The sequence below is a fragment of the Mycobacterium sp. 852002-51971_SCH5477799-a genome, assembly GCF_001667145.1.
Lineage (GTDB): Bacteria > Actinomycetota > Actinomycetes > Mycobacteriales > Mycobacteriaceae > Mycobacterium.
Genome location: NZ_LZIF01000120.1, coordinates 1 through 17,483, shown reverse-complemented (window position 1 = coordinate 17,483; position 17,483 = coordinate 1). Strand labels below are relative to the sequence as shown.

At 65.3% G+C, this 17,483-nt stretch carries 22 protein-coding genes and 1 tRNA gene; 9 read left to right on the top strand and 14 right to left on the bottom strand.

From position 1 onward, the window contains the following. Positions 1-52: 52 nt before the first annotated feature. Positions 53-129, top strand: a tRNA-Pro gene (locus tag A5753_RS21825). Here the strand turns inward: A5753_RS21825 and A5753_RS21820 are convergent. The 3 genes from A5753_RS21820 to A5753_RS21810 are packed head-to-tail and all read right to left on the bottom strand — an operon-like array spanning position 130 to position 3,054. Continuing rightward, the gene (locus A5753_RS21820) at positions 130-1,143 is read right to left on the bottom strand and encodes a hypothetical protein (protein ID WP_067133336.1); all 1,014 of its coding nucleotides are present in this window, start codon (positions 1,141-1,143) and stop codon (positions 130-132) included. Next, the gene (locus tag A5753_RS21815) at positions 1,140-2,474 is read right to left on the bottom strand and encodes a peroxidase (RefSeq protein WP_067133332.1); all 1,335 of its coding nucleotides are present in this window, start codon (positions 2,472-2,474) and stop codon (positions 1,140-1,142) included. The genes A5753_RS21820 and A5753_RS21815 overlap by 4 nt, the downstream gene beginning before the upstream one ends. A 19-nt stretch (positions 2,475-2,493) precedes the next feature. Then, the gene (locus tag A5753_RS21810; RefSeq protein WP_067133329.1) at positions 2,494-3,054 is read right to left on the bottom strand and encodes a hypothetical protein; all 561 of its coding nucleotides are present in this window, start codon (positions 3,052-3,054) and stop codon (positions 2,494-2,496) included. Positions 3,055-3,311: 257 nt separating this feature from the next. Between A5753_RS21810 and A5753_RS21805 the strand changes: the two genes are divergently transcribed. Then, the gene (locus tag A5753_RS21805; protein WP_067133326.1) at positions 3,312-4,001 is read left to right on the top strand and encodes a GAF and ANTAR domain-containing protein; all 690 of its coding nucleotides are present in this window, start codon (positions 3,312-3,314) and stop codon (positions 3,999-4,001) included. A gap of 64 nt (positions 4,002-4,065) precedes the next feature. On the opposite strand, the gene A5753_RS21800 is transcribed toward A5753_RS21805, so the two are convergent. From A5753_RS21800 to A5753_RS21790, 3 genes are all read right to left on the bottom strand, one after another. After that, positions 4,066-4,704: a restriction endonuclease gene (locus A5753_RS21800; RefSeq protein WP_067133323.1), complete on the bottom strand. Its 639-nt coding sequence runs from the start codon at positions 4,702-4,704 to the stop codon at positions 4,066-4,068. Between the two features lie 97 nt (positions 4,705-4,801). Next, a complete protein-coding gene (locus A5753_RS21795) occupies positions 4,802-5,104 on the bottom strand; it encodes a DUF4193 domain-containing protein (RefSeq protein WP_067133320.1) in 303 nt (100 codons plus the stop codon). A 285-nt stretch (positions 5,105-5,389) separates the two neighbouring features. Further along, positions 5,390-5,617, bottom strand: coding sequence for a hypothetical protein (locus A5753_RS21790; RefSeq protein WP_231990139.1), 228 nt, complete (start codon positions 5,615-5,617; stop codon positions 5,390-5,392). Positions 5,618-5,858: 241 nt separating this feature from the next. Between A5753_RS21790 and A5753_RS21785 the strand changes: the two genes are divergently transcribed. Then, positions 5,859-6,542 (top strand): HAD family hydrolase, encoded by a 684-nt coding sequence (locus tag A5753_RS21785; protein WP_067133317.1) that lies wholly within the window; start codon positions 5,859-5,861, stop codon positions 6,540-6,542. Between the two features lie 13 nt (positions 6,543-6,555). Here A5753_RS21785 and A5753_RS21780 read toward each other — a convergent pair whose 3' ends face one another. Both A5753_RS21780 and A5753_RS21775 read right to left on the bottom strand, forming a co-directional pair. Next, positions 6,556-7,056: a DUF6328 family protein gene (locus A5753_RS21780; protein WP_067133314.1), complete on the bottom strand. Its 501-nt coding sequence runs from the start codon at positions 7,054-7,056 to the stop codon at positions 6,556-6,558. A 250-nt stretch (positions 7,057-7,306) separates the two neighbouring features. Beyond that, positions 7,307-7,675 (bottom strand): STAS domain-containing protein, encoded by a 369-nt coding sequence (locus A5753_RS21775; protein ID WP_231990138.1) that lies wholly within the window; start codon positions 7,673-7,675, stop codon positions 7,307-7,309. 158 nt (positions 7,676-7,833) lie between these two features. Between A5753_RS21775 and A5753_RS21770 the strand changes: the two genes are divergently transcribed. The 6 genes from A5753_RS21770 to A5753_RS21745 all read left to right on the top strand — a co-directional run bounded on the left by A5753_RS21770 (position 7,834) and on the right by A5753_RS21745 (position 13,501). Continuing rightward, positions 7,834-8,736, top strand: coding sequence for an STAS domain-containing protein (locus tag A5753_RS21770; protein ID WP_067133308.1), 903 nt, complete (start codon positions 7,834-7,836; stop codon positions 8,734-8,736). Positions 8,737-8,758: 22 nt separating this feature from the next. Beyond that, positions 8,759-9,163 carry an STAS domain-containing protein gene (locus A5753_RS21765; protein ID WP_067133305.1) on the top strand — a complete coding sequence of 135 codons (405 nt, stop codon included), beginning with the start codon at positions 8,759-8,761 and terminating at the stop codon, positions 9,161-9,163. After that, a complete protein-coding gene (locus tag A5753_RS21760) occupies positions 9,153-9,563 on the top strand; it encodes an anti-sigma regulatory factor (protein WP_067133301.1) in 411 nt (136 codons plus the stop codon). The genes A5753_RS21765 and A5753_RS21760 overlap by 11 nt, the downstream gene beginning before the upstream one ends. A gap of 46 nt (positions 9,564-9,609) precedes the next feature. Next, positions 9,610-10,182 carry a SpoIIE family protein phosphatase gene (locus A5753_RS21755; protein ID WP_067133298.1) on the top strand — a complete coding sequence of 191 codons (573 nt, stop codon included), beginning with the start codon at positions 9,610-9,612 and terminating at the stop codon, positions 10,180-10,182. Beyond that, on the top strand, positions 10,179-12,392 hold the full coding sequence (locus tag A5753_RS21750; protein ID WP_067133295.1) for a SpoIIE family protein phosphatase: 2,214 nt from the start codon (positions 10,179-10,181) through the stop codon (positions 12,390-12,392). Before A5753_RS21755 ends, A5753_RS21750 begins: the two co-directional genes overlap by 4 nt. Before the next feature lie 86 nt (positions 12,393-12,478). Next, positions 12,479-13,501, top strand: a complete 1,023-nt coding sequence (locus tag A5753_RS21745; RefSeq protein ID WP_082971433.1) for an iron-containing redox enzyme family protein — start codon at positions 12,479-12,481, stop codon at positions 13,499-13,501. Here the strand turns inward: A5753_RS21745 and A5753_RS24110 are convergent. The 6 genes from A5753_RS24110 to A5753_RS21720 all read right to left on the bottom strand — a co-directional run bounded on the left by A5753_RS24110 (position 13,428) and on the right by A5753_RS21720 (position 17,249). Beyond that, complete coding sequence (locus A5753_RS24110; RefSeq protein WP_082971430.1) at positions 13,428-13,682, bottom strand: CDGSH iron-sulfur domain-containing protein; 255 nt, start codon at positions 13,680-13,682, stop codon at positions 13,428-13,430. The genes A5753_RS21745 and A5753_RS24110 overlap by 74 nt on opposite strands. After that, complete coding sequence (locus tag A5753_RS21740) at positions 13,679-14,368, bottom strand: HemK2/MTQ2 family protein methyltransferase (RefSeq protein WP_067133292.1); 690 nt, start codon at positions 14,366-14,368, stop codon at positions 13,679-13,681. The genes A5753_RS24110 and A5753_RS21740 overlap by 4 nt, the downstream gene beginning before the upstream one ends. Positions 14,369-14,470: 102 nt before the next feature. After that, entirely contained in the window at positions 14,471-15,025 is a 555-nt protein-coding gene (locus A5753_RS21735) for a type 1 glutamine amidotransferase domain-containing protein (protein ID WP_067133551.1), read from the bottom strand. A gap of 68 nt (positions 15,026-15,093) precedes the next feature. Continuing rightward, a complete protein-coding gene (locus A5753_RS21730) occupies positions 15,094-15,471 on the bottom strand; it encodes a malate dehydrogenase (RefSeq protein WP_067133289.1) in 378 nt (125 codons plus the stop codon). A 183-nt stretch (positions 15,472-15,654) separates the two neighbouring features. Continuing rightward, positions 15,655-16,641 carry an LLM class F420-dependent oxidoreductase gene (locus A5753_RS21725; RefSeq protein WP_067133284.1) on the bottom strand — a complete coding sequence of 329 codons (987 nt, stop codon included), beginning with the start codon at positions 16,639-16,641 and terminating at the stop codon, positions 15,655-15,657. 143 nt (positions 16,642-16,784) lie between these two features. After that, positions 16,785-17,249, bottom strand: coding sequence for a GatB/YqeY domain-containing protein (locus A5753_RS21720; RefSeq protein WP_067133270.1), 465 nt, complete (start codon positions 17,247-17,249; stop codon positions 16,785-16,787). Positions 17,250-17,483 lie beyond the last annotated feature (234 nt).

Below are 17,483 nucleotides of genomic sequence, written 5' to 3'. Positions count from 1 at the left end.
CCGCGGTTTGGCCAGCCGATGGCCCGGTGCGATAGGCTGTCGAAGCTTCAAGCGGGGTGTGGCGCAGCTTGGTAGCGCGCTTCGTTCGGGACGAAGAGGCCGTGGGTTCGAATCCCGCCACCCCGACCATCACCGCATCGTCGCCAGGTTGTGCCAGAAGTTTTCGAGGCTGTCGGTTCCGCCGAACAGTGTCGTGAAGTTCGTGGAGTCGACGAGCACAATGTCACCGGCCCGTTCGGCGACCGGCGGCATCCAGATCAACGCATTGAACTCGCTGTTACCCGCTTCGGTAAAAGGATGTGGCCGTTTCGGATCGACGCGTTGCCTGCCGAGCACGCGCAGCAGATGGCTTTCGGGAGCGGTCAGCTCGTAGTGCGGCAGGTGCGGGTGAAAGTTCAGCGTCGTGACGTTGGTCAGCAGCCCGGGCGCGTCCAGATCGCGGAAGCCGGTTAGCGCTGCGACCTGGTTGGTTCCCTCAACCAGAGCGGGACGCAATCCCCATGTGTTGTGAACGGGAACGTCGAGCGCCTTCATCAGTGAACGCGTGTAGGCAGTGAATCGCTGCTGCCGTGGCACCAGCGGGTCCCCATGATGCAGGTATTCCAGCTGGCGCTGTGCCGGGTCGTCGGTGAAGCCGACGTCGTGGTGCGGCGCCAACAGCAGGCAGGTGCCTTCGCGTTTCAGCCACTCGCGAATGGCGGCGATCTCTTCGGGCCGCGCCTCCTCTTCGCCGACGAGATGGTCGAGCCCGAACACCATCAAGGTGTCGGTGTCGGCCAATATCCGTTCGTCGATTAGCTGCTCATAGCCGGCCTGGTCGACGCGCTGGAACACCGCGACCGGGTGGCCGGTCGCGTCGCCCGCAAGTTCCTGGAAGGCCAGCGTCGAGCGGTGGAACAGCTCCAAGGTGCCGGCGATCCCCTGCAGGAAGTGCGCCTCATCCCAGTCGGATTCCTCGTAGTGGGGCCATGCCGCTCTGCGCACTTCGGTCATCGTCGAAAAACGGTTGTCCAGCGCTTCGATGTCGCGCTGGGATTCCCACGGATAGCTCCACGTCCAGTAGATGCTGATGCGTCGTCCGCCCGTGCGCGGTCGAACCACGTGGGATTGGTTGTAAGTGCGTGCGGCGGGCAAAGTGCTCATGACGGTTCCCGGTTGTCGTCGAGCGCGGCGAGGTATCGCATGGCGTTGATGCCCGGAAGGAAGAAGTACGCCCCACCGGTTAGCGTCGTGAATGCCGGAAGGCCCTTGAGAACTCGGCGGATCGGCCGCTTAGGTATCTTGAATTCCATTGTGCCGTCCTGCGTTCCGCAGATCGGGTCGTGCTCGTTGCCGAGTTCATGGAACGTGCGGTCGTTGATCCAGACGTTCTGAGCGAATTCGAACTGCCGGATCAGGCTGGCGCAGATGATGAACGCGGCAACGCCACGGTCAACTCCGTCGTCGGGGGCACCGTCGGGAAGCGCCGGCCCAAAAGTCGCCCCGCGCCGAATCATCCTTCGCCGATTCATGTTGTGCGTGGTATCACGCGGGTTGAGCCGTCGAGCGTGGGCGCCCAGGGGACATGCGTATCCGAGCGGGTCCATCTCCCTGTAGTTGAAGTCGTTGTTGCGCATAGGGTCCGCGCCCAGCTCGGGGTCATCTCGGTCGGGTGCGAGCACCAACGGAGCGCCGCTGCGCCAGCGGCCCATGAATTTCGCGGCCAACAACTCCTCGTCGTCGGGCGTGTGGGCCTGCGAACTGATGTAGTCGCGGAACAACGCGACGTGCTCTTGCAGTCGCCGGTACGCCGCGTAGGTGCCGTTGCGCGAGAGCACATCCGGCCGGGGCGCATTGACCACCGGGCCGACCTCATCGGGATAGCCGAGGATGAACTCGCCGGCCTTCAGCGGTGCGCCCGAACCTGGTGTGGGCTCCTCGCCCGATCCCTCTATCACCGGCTGCGACAACCGATCGCGGAAGCCGAAATGGTCGTGGGCGTAGTTGAACGGGGGTGTCGCATTCAGATCCAGATATGACAACCGCTGCACGCCCGCGCACCTCCGCAACAGGTCGTCATGGGCCCGGGTGGCTCGGGTGTGCTCGGCGTCGTCTCGCGCGAACAGAATCGCAATCGCGTGCAGGGCGTCGGCGGCCAATCCGCCGACCCAGTTGTCGGGGTGGTTTCGACCGGTGTCGCCCAGAATGTCGGCCCGGGCGGCCATGCCTTGCCGGAACTCTTCCGGAAAGGTCGCGAGAGCCTCCTCGGGCACGCCGAGCGCCCGAAGGCCGTTCCAGGTGAAGCCCAGCGTGACCCATCGCTTGGCGCGGTCCACGGAGTCTCGCACCGACGCGGCGGACTCGACGACATCCACCAGTTCGGACAGCCAGGCGCGGCCGGCCGGCGGATTGTCGAACGAGAGAAACTCGTACCGTCCGGTCATGGCCGGGGTACGGGTCAGCAGGATGTGCTGGACGTCGTCGAGCTCAAGCATCTGCACGCTCCGGTGGGCGTCACTGCATCTGATCCAGCATGGTGCCGAACGCGGCTTTCAGCCGCAGTGCCTTCTTGATCTCGTCGGCCGTGACGTAGGGGTACTCACCATATTCCAGAAAGCTCGGGCACTGGTGCTCGCGAACGAACTTGACGAAGGCATCCGGGTTCTCGCGCCAGTCTTCGGGGAAGCCCTCGAGATTGGTGAAGACGGTGGTGATCCCGGTCTGGCTGAACAGGTGCACCGCGTCCTCGGTGTATTTGTCGAAGTCGGTGTCGAAGATGCCCTGGTACTGGAAGTGCGGCCCCGACCCGATGTCGAAGAGTTGCCAGCGTAGGTAGTGCAGCCGCAGCGGTGCCAGCACTTCCGGGTTTGCCTTGATGGCTTCTTCAATCTGTTTGCCGTAGGCGCGAACGGCTTCTTCGCGGCCTTCCTTGACCTTGGCGATGATGGAAAAGCCGTAGCAAGCCGGGGTGCGCGGATACAGCGGCCCGTAGCGGCCGCGTTCGAGTTCGAAATAGCCTTCCTTGGGGATGGCCAGAGCCGCAGGTTTGGTCCACTCGTCTTCGGTTGCCACCATCGCGCTCCAAAGTCAGGCCGGTGAGCCGGACGCTACCACCTGGCTTCGCCAGCGCAACCCCGGATAGCGGATCGCGGTCACGCCGGGCGCAAACACCCGAAACTGGGCCGATATAGTGGATCTCACCGTAATGCTGAGCAAACAGCATTGACATTCGTCGCCGTCAAAATCACAAGTGATCGCCTCGCGAGACCGCAGGCTGCTGAAACGGCACGGGTAATGCCTGCACCGGTCTCGAAGCAAGAGGGCGACACTCAGTGACCAACTTTGACGATCTGACCCTGCTCACCGACGTGTTGCGCGCCATCTATTCGGCGGACGCAGGGGCCTTCCCCCAGGTGCTGGACGACTTGACCAGGGCGGCGGCGCGCTGGGTACCGGGCGCCGACGAAGCGGGGATCACGGTTACCAGCCGGCAGAACGAGGTCAGCACCCCGTCTGTCACGCATGAGTGCGCCCGGCTGCTCGACGAGTTCCAGCAGCGCCACCTCGAAGGACCCTGCGTTCACGCCGCATGGACCCGGAAGGTCGTCGTCATCGACGACCTCGAAGCCGACGCCCGCTGGCCGAAGTATCAGGCCGACGCGCTCGCGCACACATCCATTCGCAGCGTGCTGTCGCTACCCATGTCCGCCGACGAGCTGAGCATGGGTGCGCTGAATTTCTACGCCGAACGCCCGAAGTCCTTCTCCGAAGACTCTCGTCGCGTCGCCGCCATGTTCGCGACGCTGGGCGCCCTGGCGTGGAGCAACGTCGTGCGCACCCAACAGTTTCGGGAAGCCTTGAGCACCCGCGACACGATCGGACAGGCCAAGGGCATCCTCATCGAGCGCTACGACCTCGACGACCAGACGGCATTCAACGCCCTGATCAAACTCTCGCAGAGCATGAACACCCCGCTGCGGGAAGTCGCGCGCCGGGTGATCGAGGACGCCACTGGGCGGTGACGCCGCGCCGCGGTCGACTTGCCGGACCGAAAGTGCTGTGACTCAACCTATCTCGCCAGGCTTCTCACTCCGGTTCTAGCCGCGGCGTCCGAACGTGCGGCGAGTTGCCGCGTATGCGCCGCGGGCCGCGCACGACAATGGGCTGAATCCGCGTCCAGCTTTGCAATTGGCTGCGCCCCACCAGCCGGCACCGATGGGTGCTTGCCAATTGGCGGGCCGCCTTCGTGAAAGTCTGGTTGGTCACGACGACCGTCCGGTTGCAGCCATGGTGCAGCGCGCCGGCGACGACCTGTTGGACGGCGGCGACTCCAACGGCCTTCACCAGCCTCTTGCATTGGACGGCCATGCGGACGCCGTCTTTCTTGGCGATCAGATCTACGCCATAGTCGCCGGTGCTGGCCGTGGGTGCGACGCTGTAGCCCGCGATGCGAAGCTGTGCCGCAACGAATTCCTCGAACTCGGTACCGGACATCCGGTCGATGGCCCGAAGCCCCGCTTTCGCGCATTTGAGGTCGCGTCGTCGGTGCGCTTCGGCCTGGTAGCGGTCCCGTTGCAGCGACAGCCACCACAGGATCGCCACCGCGACGGCGAGCCCACCGAGCCCGGCGAGGCATCCCGCCGGCAGACTGCCGGTGGCCTGCTGCGTGAAATACCAAGGGAGCGCTAACCCCAGCACGAGCAGCGACCCGAGCATCTTCTCCATTTGTCGCTGAATCTAGTGGAGAGCACTGACAATTCAGCGCAACCGGCGCACCTTCACGGTCGCGCAAGGCTCGCGGGCGGCTCGCCTCGTCCGGGTGTCAGGCGCAGTCGGCGCACACCGGCAGGCCGGAGCCGGAGACACGCATCCGGCTACGGTGCTGTACCAAAAAGCAGCTCGAGCAGGTGAACTCGTCGGCGCGCTTGGGGATCACCGCCACCGACAGCTCCTCCCCGGACAGGTCAGCGTCCGGTAGTTCGAAGAAGTGCACGTCATTGGGGTCCTCGTCGACCACGGCAATGACAGCTCCCTGCAGGGTCGGCGCCAGTTCGCGAAGCGAGGACTTGTCCTGGGTGTCGGCGTCGGATACGCGGCGTGCGTCGTAGTCAGTGGTGGTCGCCATCGGAGTTCCTCCCTGCTATGGAACGGGCTGATGCACTTTCCTGCACTCACCCGTGGCGCAGGCAGTACCCAGTTCCAGGGCGGGCTACACCGATGCGGCCCCAAAAAGTTGCGGCGACCGAAAAATCGGTCGACGGTGAACTCCCGGCACGTGCTTGCTGGGAACGCGCCGCACGCGCGGCAAACACCCGGACGCTCAGCTGGTGGGCGGCGGCGCGGGCTGGTCGGAATACGCGGCGTGCCAGCGCAGTTCGGCGTCGCGGACCTTGCGGTGGGCGCGCAGCAGTCACGCCGGGCTCAGCGCGCCGAGTGCAACGGCCACGATCAGGGCGCTGGCGCCGACCGCCGGATGTCCGGTCGCCACGGCGAACAGGCCCACGGTCAGCGCTATCACCGCGGCGGCCGAAGCGGCCAGGCCGGGGACGTTTGCGCCGTTCTTCAGGGATTCGCCGGCGTGCTGACGAGTGGTTCGGGCATGGTCGACTGGGGCGTTCTTGCGGTGATCCAACGTCATTCCTCGTCGAAGATTATTGTGTGCCAACCTTATTCGCAGGGCGCATTGTTGTGATCGACTCGGCTGGCAAGCGCGGCGGAATCGGCCCGGTGCCACGAACCACCCATGTGTACCCCTCGCCCCGGTAGCCAAACCAACCCACGGCCCGTGTCAGCACTGGCAGGCCTGGGTATGCCCGTCACATGACTTCACAATCGCACGCGGCCGAGCGCCCCGAAACCCACACAGGGAGCCCGCACTGATGGGGCGCAGCGGGACACCCGCCGTCCTGTTCGACGTCGACGGCACCCTGGTGGATTCCAACTATCTGCACGTTCATGCCTGGCAACGCGCTTTCGACGACGAAGGCATGGTGGTGGCGTCCTGGCGAATTCACCGCTGCATCGGGATGGACGGGTCCCGGCTGGTCGGGAAGCTCTCCGGTGACGCTCCTGACGATGTGCAGGAGCGGCTCAGCGACAAGCACAGCGAGTACTACCGGGAAATCACGCCGCTGCTGCAGCCTTTGCCTGGAGCGCGCGACCTGCTGCACCGCGTCGCCGACCTGGGCCTACAGGTCGTGCTGGCGAGCTCGGCGCCCGAAGACGAACTAGAGATTTTGCGTAAGGTCCTCGACTGTGACGACGTCATCTCGGAGACGACGTCGTCACGCGACGTCGATACCGCCAAACCCGAACCCGGCATAGTCCAGGTGGCCCTGGACCGCGCCGGCGTGGATGCCGAGCACGCCGTGTTCGTCGGCGATGCGGTGTGGGACGCACACGCCGCGGCCGGCGCGCATTTGCCGTGCATCGGGCTGTTGAGCGGCGGTATCGCCCGCGCGGAGCTGCAGGAGGCGGGCGCTGAACCCGTCTTCGCCGACCCCCAAGACCTGCTCGAGCACCTGGAATCCACCCGAATCGCCGCGCTTGTGCCGGGCCGCTGACCGACGAGCTCGCTCACTCGCCGTGCGTGCGCAGCACCAGCGGCAGCACCCACCAGAAGAAGATGAACAGCGGCAGCGCGCAGGCTCCTGCTATGAGGCCGACATGCCGCCCCGCCACCGCGGCGAAGATGATCGTCGTCAGGCCGATTATCGACAGACCGAGCAAGCCCAGCCCGGCTAAGGCACACCGGTGCGCGGCTGACACGAGGACCTGGAGCCGGTGACGCCGAAACAGTATCCGGTGCATGGCGACCGGCGCGATCAGCAACAGGGTTGCGCACACCGCACACACCACCGTCGCCAGATAGATGATGCGCATCGGCGGGCCCAACACGTCGAAGCGTTGCTGAAACGGCAGTGTCAACAGGAATCCGGTCAGCAGCTGCACCCCGGTCTGAACGACCCGCAGCTCCTGTAACAGGCTGTTCCAATTGCGGTCCAGCCGTTGAACTTCGGTCTCGCCTCGCTCACGGCGATCCCACCGCTGGTCTTCTTGCGGATGGTCGACGTCCATACCCTGATCATCGCACCTGAACCAGGAGTGGACACCGCATCGGACGGCCAGACTTCGATAATAATTTTTCGCCATGAAATGCACGAGCGAATTGCGGCGGCCGGCTCCCTTTCAAAAGGATGCGGCTAGTCCCGAAATCGACGCTCTCCGCAGCCGAATTCGGCGCTTGCACGCCAAACATGTTGTCGGGCAAGCGATGGGGACGGCGATGCCCGGCACGCGACATGGCCCGCTCCCTCAAGGCGAATCGCTAGCCGTTGAGTTTGCCGTCCCGAACCCCGGTCAACGCGTCGTCGAGTGTCGGGTACAGCGGGAAGGTCTTGTCCAGACCGGTCAGGTGGATCGGCCTGCGGGTGGCCGGGCCTCGTGCGACCACGCCGAAGCCGGTCTGCTTACCCAGCTTCTCGTAGGTGGCCGCCAGGATCTTCAGCCCCACCGAACCGAGAAACTCGACCGCGGACAGATCAATGATCAATGCTGTCGGGCTGTCTGCGACGACCGCGCTGATGGCTTGTTCCAGGGCTGGAGCCGTGACCAAATCGATTTCGCCGCTGACACTGACCACGGAAACCCCGTCGTGGTCCTCAACCAACGTGGTAATCGAATCAGGAGCTGACAATGGCAATCCTTTGTCCAGGGCCGTGGCGTGGTTCAACCCTAGCCTGCGTTGTGAACTGCGAGAAGAATATGCCCTCTATACGTGCCCCGCGACAACCCAGGCTAGTCTCGCAAAAGGAACGCAGACCGCAGGGCGCGACGTGGCACTCGGGAGGCCAGATGTCAGATTCGCCGTCGGATTTCAACAGTACCGGCACTGCAGCAGCGACAGTGGGCGTCTCCAGCGAGGGGCTGCTGCCACAGCTGGTCCAGCATCTACGGCAGAATCGAACCGTTCTGCGCGAGGAGTGGGCCCGCCGTATCACCGAGGCCGAGCTGTTGACCGCGATGACCCCGGAGGAGCTCTTCTCCGAGGCGACGGCCGTCTACGACAACTATGTCGAGGTGCTCGAGACCGGTAGCGTGGAGGCGTTGCAGGCCTATGCGCGTGACCTGTCCGAACGCATCATTCCGCGAGGCGTCGAGACCGACGAGGTGCTGGGCATCGTCCTGCTGCTGCGCGACGTGCTCGCCCGTTCGCTGTTCGAGAAATACCAGGCCGAGTTCGAGATGCTCAACCGCGTCCTCGACGCCTACGAGCCGGCGGCCAACCGCATCGCCAACACCGTGGGCGTCAGCTTCGTGCAGGAACGCGAGCGCATCATCCGCCAGCAGCAGGAGGCCATCCGCGAACTCTCGACGCCGGTGCTGCAGGTGCGTGAGCAGCTGCTGATTCTGCCGATCATCGGTGTGTTGGACAGTCAGCGCGCCCGCCAGGTCACCGAGCAGCTGCTGCGGGCCATCCGCGCGAACCGCGCCAAAGTCGTGGTCATCGACATCACCGGTGTTCCCACCATCGACTCGACGGTGGCCAACCACCTGGTGCAGACGGTCGACGCTTCGGGGTTGATGGGTGCCAGCGTGATCATCACCGGCCTGTCCTCCGAGATCGCCCTGACGCTGGTGACCATCGGGCTGGACTTGTCGAAGATGAACGCCGTCGGTGACCTGCAGGGCGGTATCGAGGAAGCCGAACGCCTGCTGGGCTACGAGGTCACCCGCACGGGCGAGCAGACCGGATAACCAAAATCGACACGAGCACCCCATGCCAGTACCGATCCTGAAACAGGGCTCGATTCTCATCGCGTCGGTACAGGCCGCCCTCACCGATTCCGACGCCGAACGCCTGCGCTATGACCTGATGGAACGGGTCAGCCAGTTCCGCGCTCAGGGCATCATCGTCGACGTCACCGCCATCGATGTGATGGACTCCTTCGCCGCCCGATCGTTGCGGACGATCGCGCACATGACCCGATTGCGCGGTGCGGACACGGTGATCGTCGGTCTGCAGCCGGAGGTGGCCTTCGCGATGGTCCAGCTCGGTCTGGCGTTCGACGACATGAACACCGCGCTGGATCTTGAAGAGGGTATCGCGCTGCTGAATCGCCAAGCTCTGAATCGTCAAGGTGGAGTGGGGAAGTCGACGATCGGGCTCGACGGTGGCGGCTGATATCGTCGTCGCCATCGATCACCCCGACGACATCGTCGAAGCCCGCAAAGCCGGACACCAACTCGCGCTTGATTTGGGATTTTCCCTGACCGACGTCACGATGATCGCCACGGCGATCTCGGAGATCGCAAGGAACATCACCAGCTACGCCGGCCGTGGTGCCGTTTCCGTCGCGATCGCCGACCGGGAAGGGCGTAAGGCCTTAGTGGTACGCGCCGAGGACCATGGTCCCGGTATTGCCGACATCGCGCGGGCGATGGAAGACGGTTACACCACCGGGCGCGGGCTGGGGATGGGCCTGCCGGGCGCGCGCCGCCTGATGGACCGGTTGGTCGTCGAGTCCACCGTCGGCCGGGGAACAGTCATCGAAATGTGGAAATGGGTCCCTCCTCGTGCATAAAAACGGTCGCTTCGGGCCTATCGAATGGGCAAGGGCGGGACGGCCTTTGCCCAGCGAATACACGTCTGGTGACCGCGGTATCGCGGTCGATGTCGACGGCGAGGCGGCGCTGTTCGGGGTGGTCGACGGGCTCGGCCACGGGCCCGCCGCCGCTGAAGCTGCGCTGCGCGCGGTCGATGTGGTCACCCGCGCCGGCTTCGAGCCGGTCGAGGTTTTGATCCAGCTCTGCCACCGTGTGTTGGTCGGCACCAGAGGAGTCGCGATGACGTTGGCGCGGGTTGATTTTGCCGCTAACACCGTCACCTGGACCGGCGTCGGTAATGTCACCGCCGACCTGGTGGCCAAGGCTCCAACCGGTATCCAGGTTCGGTCCAGTGCACTCCTTGCCGGAGGTATCGTCGGCTACCGGATACCGGAAACCACACCGGCACAAGTGGTTTCCATTCGCCCCGGTGACCTACTCGTGATGAGCACTGACGGCATCGCGGAAGACTATTTGGACCACATCGACTTCTCTGCCACCGCTGTCGCTATTGCCGAGGGGCTCCTCGGCAAGGACGCGAAGGAGACCGACGATGCGATGGTGCTGGCTGCACGTCACAGGGGAGCAACGATTTGAGCGGCGTCAACGACTTCTACGATCAGTACGAGGCTGCGCTGCGCGCCTATCTGAACTCACACGACGAGGCCGACCTGTCGATCGGCAACGAGCTCGGGCGCAGGGCCCTGCAGGAACAGATCAGCCTGCTCGACCTCGTCGAACAGCACGTCCGGCTGGTCTTCGAAATCTCGCAGGACGTGCGCATGGATGCGCCGATCGCACTGGAATTCCTCCTGCAGTTGCTGGTTCCACTCGACGTCGCGACGCGCGGCTTCATCGACGGCAACCGACGCTATGCCGAACAACGCGCCCGCGCCGAAGGTCTGGCCGACCGCGACAAATTCCGCACCGCGCTGGTCAACTCCCTGCAGGAAGGCTTTTTCGTCGCCGATCACGAGGGCTCCGTGGTCGAGATGAACAGTGCCTTCATCGAGATCCTCGGATTCCCCAGCGAGGGCTTGCCGTACAAGTGGCCCCACCCCTGGCTCGTCGACACGAAGACGGCGTCCGAACAGATAGCCCGTGTCCTGGCCCAGGGTAGGGCCGACTACGAGACGCCCATTCGACATGCCGACGGGCACCTCGCGTGGGTCAAGGTGAGCATCAACGCGGTCAAGGAAACCGGCAGCGATCGGGACGCCTACGTCGGAACCATCCGCGACGTCACCGCCGAGCGTGCGTTTGCGGCCCGGGAAACCGCGGTGCTGCGCTTGGCCACCGCCGTGACGGTAGCCAAGAGTGTGGACGAGTTGCTGTCGATCACGCTCGACGAGTGCAGCGCGGCAATCGATGTGCGACGGGTGATCGCGGTCTCGTGGCCCAACGGCGACGGCGATCCGACGGTCCAGGTGGCCGGCGAGCCCTCGGCCTCGTCGTGGCGCGACCTGGATCCGTGGCTGCGCCATACCTTTCAAGATGCGCGTCACCAACTGGCGCTGACCACGAAAACGATTGAAGCACCTGATAATCCGGGCAAGGTGCGGGGCCTGGTGGCGGTGCTCTCCGGCAAGGGGGACCTGGCGTTGTGGCTGGAGCTGCGCACGCCTCGCTTCGTCAGCGGGGAGGATCGGCTGCTGGTCACCGTCCTGATCGGGCACCTGAGTCTGGCCATGCAGCACGTGCGTCAGTTCGAGAGCGCGCGTGAGACGTCGCTGACGTTGCAGCGTGCCATGCTGCCCCCGGTTGAGCCGCCGCCCGGGTTCACCGTTCGGTACGAACCCGCGGTGCCGCCCTTGGAGATTGGCGGTGACTGGTATGACGTGCTACCGATCGGTGAGCACCACATCGGCATCGTCGTCGGGGACTGCGTGGGCCGCGGCCTGCCTGCGGCCGCGATCATGGGCCAGCTACGGAGCTCCGCGCGGGCGCTGCTGATCAACGGCGCCGAGCCCGCGGTGCTGCTCGATCAGCTCGACTCGGCGGCATCGCTCATCCCGAATGCGTACTGCACGACGGTCTTCCTGGCGATTCTGGACACCGAAACCGGGGCGCTGCAATACAGCAACGCCGGTCACATGCCGGCCGTGCTGGTCGGTCCGGAGCCCCGCACGACGTTGTTGACCGATGCCGCATCGGTGCCGCTCGCGGTGCGCCGAACTGAGCCGCGTCCGCAAGCCACCCAGGTGCTGCCGCCCGGCTCGACCCTGATGCTGTTCACCGACGGGCTCGTCGAACGCAAGCACGAGTCGATTGACGACGGAATCGCCCGTGCGGCAGACGTTCTGGCGCAGACCATGACGTCGCCTCTGGACACGGTCGCCGATGTGGTGCTGCGCGAACTGGCGCCGGCTGCGGGGTACGACGACGACGTCGCGATGGTGATCTACCGGCATCAGCAGACACCGTTACGCATTGAAAGCGACGCCACCGCAGACCAATTGGTTCTCATCCGGCATCGGCTGGCGGACTGGCTGCACGCCCGAGGCGTAACGGAAGACCAGGCGGCCGACATTGTGCTGGTCGTCAACGAGGCGTGCACCAACTGTGTCGAACACGCTTATCGTGGATTCGCCGCCGGGTCCATGTTGCTCGAAGTCAATCTTGCCGACGGCGAAGTGCGCACCCGGATCACCGATTACGGATCGTGGAAGCCGCCGGCCGCCGCCCCGGGCAACGGCGGGCGGGGCTTGCCGTTGATGCGGGTACTCAGCGACTCGATGGAGCTCGACACCACCGCCGCCGGCACCACCGCCGACATCAGCTTCCGACTGCCGGCCGGAGCCGCCTGAGGCGGATTGAAGACCTGGAAGCCGCCGCCCGTCCGTTTGTCGGCCCCGTGAAGCGGGTAGACATCGGCGTGACCCACGCATCGACCATGACCGAACCAGTCTTGCCTGCGGCACACGGGCCGCTGTCGACAGCCGTACGTTGCGCGCTGGCGGGTCCACCATCGGTCGACCACCTGGCGCGCATCGGCGCCTCTGTGCGGGACTCCGATCCTTACGGTCTGGATCTGCAACTGGCGCTGTCGATGTGCTATGAGCTGCACTACCGCGGGCTTGCCGGCGTCGACCCAGCATGGGAGTGGAATCCCACGCTGCTGGGTCTGCGCGCCGAACTGGAACGGGTGTTTCTGGCCGGCGTGCGCCGCGACGTCGGACATATCGATCCAGATCAGACCGCGGCGGCCGAGATGGAAGCGCTCACGGTCGAGCCCGTCGACGGCACGGGCCCGTCGTACTACCTGCGCGACACCGGAACGTGGCAGCAGATGTGCGAGTACTTCGTGCACCGCTCCCTCTACCACCTCAAAGAGGGCGATCCGCACGCCTTCGCCATTCCGCGGCTGACGGGTGTGGCCAAAGCGGCTTTTGTGGCAATCGAATTCGACGAATACGGCGCCGGACGGGGCTCGCGGCTGCACCAGCAACTGTTCGCCGATCTGCTCGCGGCGGCCGGTCTGGATGCGACGTATTGGGCTTACATCGACGCGGTGCCGGCCGAAGCCCTGGCGGTGGTCAACCTCATGTCGCTGTTCGGGCTGCACCGCTCGTTGCGCGGCGCCGCGATCGGGCACTTCGCCGCGACGGAGATCACCTCGCCGCCGGGATCGCAACGCATGGTGAAGGCCTTGCGGCGGTTGCAGGCACCGGCGGAGTGCATCGAGTTCTACAGCGAGCATGTCGAGGCCGACGCGGTGCACGAACACGTCGTGCGCAACGATGTGGTCGGTGATCTCGTCGCCCAGTATCCGCGGCTCGAACACGATGTCATCTTCGGGATCCGTGCGCACGTTGCGGTCGAAGACCGCTTGGCGGAACGGATTATGACGTCGTGGGGGCGGAATCAGACGTCGTTGCGGACGCCGCTTGAGCAGACGAACGTGCCGGCGTCTTGAGGCGCCGGCACCGGCGGTGACTGGTGTCGCAGAGCGGGTAGCGGTCGCTGCGGCGACAGGTACAGATCGCCACCATGAACCGGTCGGACCCGACCACCTCTCCGTTGGGCATCTCGATTCGCACCGGGCCCGACACCAGCACGGGCCCGTTCGGCACCACCTGTACCCGAGTCGCGGTCATCGCTTTTCCGCGCGTATCACGATCAGCTCTTCCTCCCGGCGTCCGCGCGGTATCAGGCCAACTTCTTCCAGCCACGTAGCCCGGGAGGACATTACCGGTCCGAATGGGATCCATTTGGAAGCAATCACTTTCGCGTCCATGCCGGCCCATTTGAGCGAATCCAGCGACTCCTGAACACCGGCGAGCGCCGAATGTACCAGCAGCAGGGATCCACCGTCGCGCAGGAGTTTTGGCGCCGACTCGCACAGCGGGTCGAGGATCATCCGGCCGTCCACTCCGGCGTTCCATGCCCACGACGGTCCGGCCGCCGGGCAGATCTCTTCCATCTCGGCACCGGGCGGCGTGGGCACATACGGCGGGTTGGACACGACGACATCGAACGGCGCGCAATCCACCGCCGTGACCCACGATCCTTCGCGTACGTCCACCTCCACACCGGCGGCCGCCGCATTTTCCCGAGCGCACCGCACCGCCTGTGGGCAGATGTCGAAGGCCGTTGCGCCGGCGCATCCCATGGCGGCGGCCGCAATCGCGACGAAACCACTGCCGGTGCACAGATCGAGGACCCGCCGCCCCGGGATCAGGCCGGTGTCATGCATCACGTCCACCAGCAATCGAGAGTCCTCTTGCGGCTGATACACGTTGGGGACGGACGAAACAGCGGGCTCGGGATACGTGGTTGTCACTGTTGGCCTTTCGAAACCCAATAAAATTCGCCGCTGATCACGGCTTGGCGGGATAATGCCCGCAAACCGGCGCTTTCAAACGAACGTGCCGGAAATCCGCGGTTAACCCGCCGTCGCGTGCGCGAACTGTTTGAGAATGGTCGCGCAGAACGCCGGGAGGTCCGATGGCGAGCGGCTGGTGATCAGATTGCCGTCGACGACGACCTCCTCGTCAATGACGTGGGCGCCCGCGTTGCGCAGGTCGGTGCGAATACTGGCGTACGACGTCAGCGTCCGGCCCACTGCCACACCGGCTTCGACCAGCGTCCAGGGACCGTGACAAATGGCCGCCACCGGCTTGCCCGACCCGACGAAATCGCGAACGAAGGACACGGCGGAGCTGTCCATGCGCAGCTTGTCCGGGTTCACGGTGCCGCCCGGCAGCACCAGGCCGTCGTAATCGTCCACCGAGCTCTCGGACACCTTCCGGTCGACGGCAAAGGTTCCGGCTGGTTCGAGATCGTGGTTACGCGCCTGGATTTCGCCGTCCTTCAGCGAAAGCAGGTGCACTTCCGCACCGGCCTCCTGCAACGCCGCACGTGGCTGTTCGAGCTCCACCTTCTCTACGCCGTCGGCGGCAAGAATCGCTATTTTCTTGCCCTGCAATTCATTTGACATCGTCACATCCCTTTCCTGCGATCGCCGATCTCCGTCGGATCAAAGAGCTCTCAACTCCGAACGCCGAATCACGCCCCGGTTGTTCGCAACGCCGTATAAAGGTCCAGTCCGCCGATCCCCGAAAGCAGGATGGCCGCAATGGTCCCGCGGCGCCGTCGCCCGGGCCCGCGGGCAAGGACTCCCGCGATCAACAGCGCCATGTCCAGGACGTCGCCGGCCACCCGGGTCCACACCAGCTTGGGGGGACCGCCCAGCAGCGCCGCGCCGTGACCGCATTCGCGCACCCCGAGTGCGCGGATGACCCGCCGGGAGCGCCTCGTGTCGTCCACACCCGCAATGGCGGCGACCTTGCCCGGGGCTACCAGTTCGCTCACACCCAGGCCGAAACTGGCGCCGCTGAGTGCCCTCACCAGTGTGGCTGTGGTGTCACCGTCGCCACTGCTCATCGTTACTCCCCTGCTTAGCCGCAATGCGCATATCTGCGAGCCGGCTGTGCGACAGCAGTTCGAGAGACCAGCGCACGCCGGAACGCCCGTTCACGTCCCAGCTCTACCGGCGTCCGACGCGCGTTGGTCGGCTGCGCACGACTGCGACCCGGATACCCGAGTGAAAAGCGGTCAAACCTGCGATCAGTTTGCTGCGTCGCGCAGGGCGGCGAGCAACGGCTCAGCGGCCTCGGCGAGGAACCTTTCCTGGGTGTCTCCGCCGATCTGTACGAGCGCGATGTCGGTGAAACCGGCCTCCCAGTAGGGCCGGACGCTCTCGACGATGACATCGAGGTCAGGACCGCAGGGGATCGTCTCGGCGACATCTTCGGGTCGCACGAACTGGGTCGCTCCGGCGAAGCCGGCCGGCGTCGGCAGGTCGGCATTGACCTTCCAGCCGCCGGCAAACCAGCGGAACTGTCCGTGCGCACGCTTGACGGCGGTGTCACGGTCGGGATCCCACGACACCGGTATCTGCCCGACGACCCGACCACCGCCGGCCAGATTGGCCGCTTGGCGGGCACCGTGCCAGGCATCGACCAGATCCGTGTTGGGTTCCGTCGCGATCAGGTGGTCGGCCAGCTTGGCGAACTTGTCGACCGCCTTGGTGCCCCCGATCGCCACCCCGATGCCCACCGGAACGTCGGGCACGTCCCACAAGCGCGCCGAATCGACCTGGAAGTAGTCGCCGGTGAAGTCGACCAATTGACCGCCGAACAGCTCGCGGATGATTTTGATGGCCTCACGCAGCATGTCTTGGCGGCGCGCGACGGACGGCCACCCCTTGCCGATGACGTGTTCGTTCAGGTTTTCACCGCTGCCCAGGCCCAGGGTGAACCGGCCGTCGGCCAGGATCTGCACGGTGGCCGCCTGCTGGGCGACGACCGCGGGGTGATACCGCATCGTCGGGCACGTCACGTAGCTATAGAGGTCCACCCGCTCGGTGGCCTGCGCCACCGCACCCAGCACCGCCCAGGCGTTCGGAGCGTGTCCTTGCGAGGTGAGCCACGGCGAGAAGTGGTCGCTGCACACGTGGAAGTCGAAGCCCCGCTCCTCGGCCGAAACCGCATACCGGACAAGGTCTTTGGGTCCACTCTGCTCCGTCATCAAAGTGTAGCCAAAATTCGTCATGCGTGACGGAGTACCCCACTGCTCCGAGCGCAAACGGCGTGGCGGACCACCGCGATCGCGACGGACCTTCTGGCGTTGCGGCGCAACGTGTTTCGCTCACCGAGCCGGGCTGGGCGCAACTCCTGGCGACCGGCCCGTCTGGGCTACAGCCGCTCTTTGACGGCGGCCGAGAGCCGGGCGCCGTCGGCCTTTCCGGCGGCGATCGCGGTGGCGGCCCTCATCACCATGCCCATCTGTTTCATTCCCGGCCGCTCGCCAATCTCCTCGGCGACCTGCGCGATCGCCGTGTCGGCGACGTCGGCCACCTCGGCCTCGGTGAGCGGGGTGGGCAGGTACTCGTCGATGATCCGCCCCTCGGCGTGCTCGTTAGCGGCGAGTTCCCCGCGCCCGTTCTGGGTGTAGATCTCCGCGGCTTCGCTCCGCTTGCGGGATTCCCTGGCCAGTACCTTGACGACATCCTCGTCAGTGAGATCCTTGGCCTCCTTGCCGGAGACTTCCTCGGTTTGGATCGCAGCCAACAGCATGCGCAGGGTGGCCGTCCGCAACTTGTCCTGGGCCTTCATCGCCGCGGTCAGGTCCGTTCGGATCCGGGATTTGAGTTCCGCCATGTGTGAGACGCTACGCGCCGGACGGGGGGTCAACGTTGTGAAATGCCCCGGCCGCCGACAGGATGGAGCCCATGATGTACGACGCGCCAGGCTGCAAAGGCCGCGGGGTTCGGTGAGCTCGCCGCCACCTGGTTATCCGGCTGGTCCGCCACCGGCATACGGCCCACAACCTCAATACGGTCCACCCGCGACGTATGGCCCGCCCCCGGCTTACGGCCCACCGCCTGCATACGG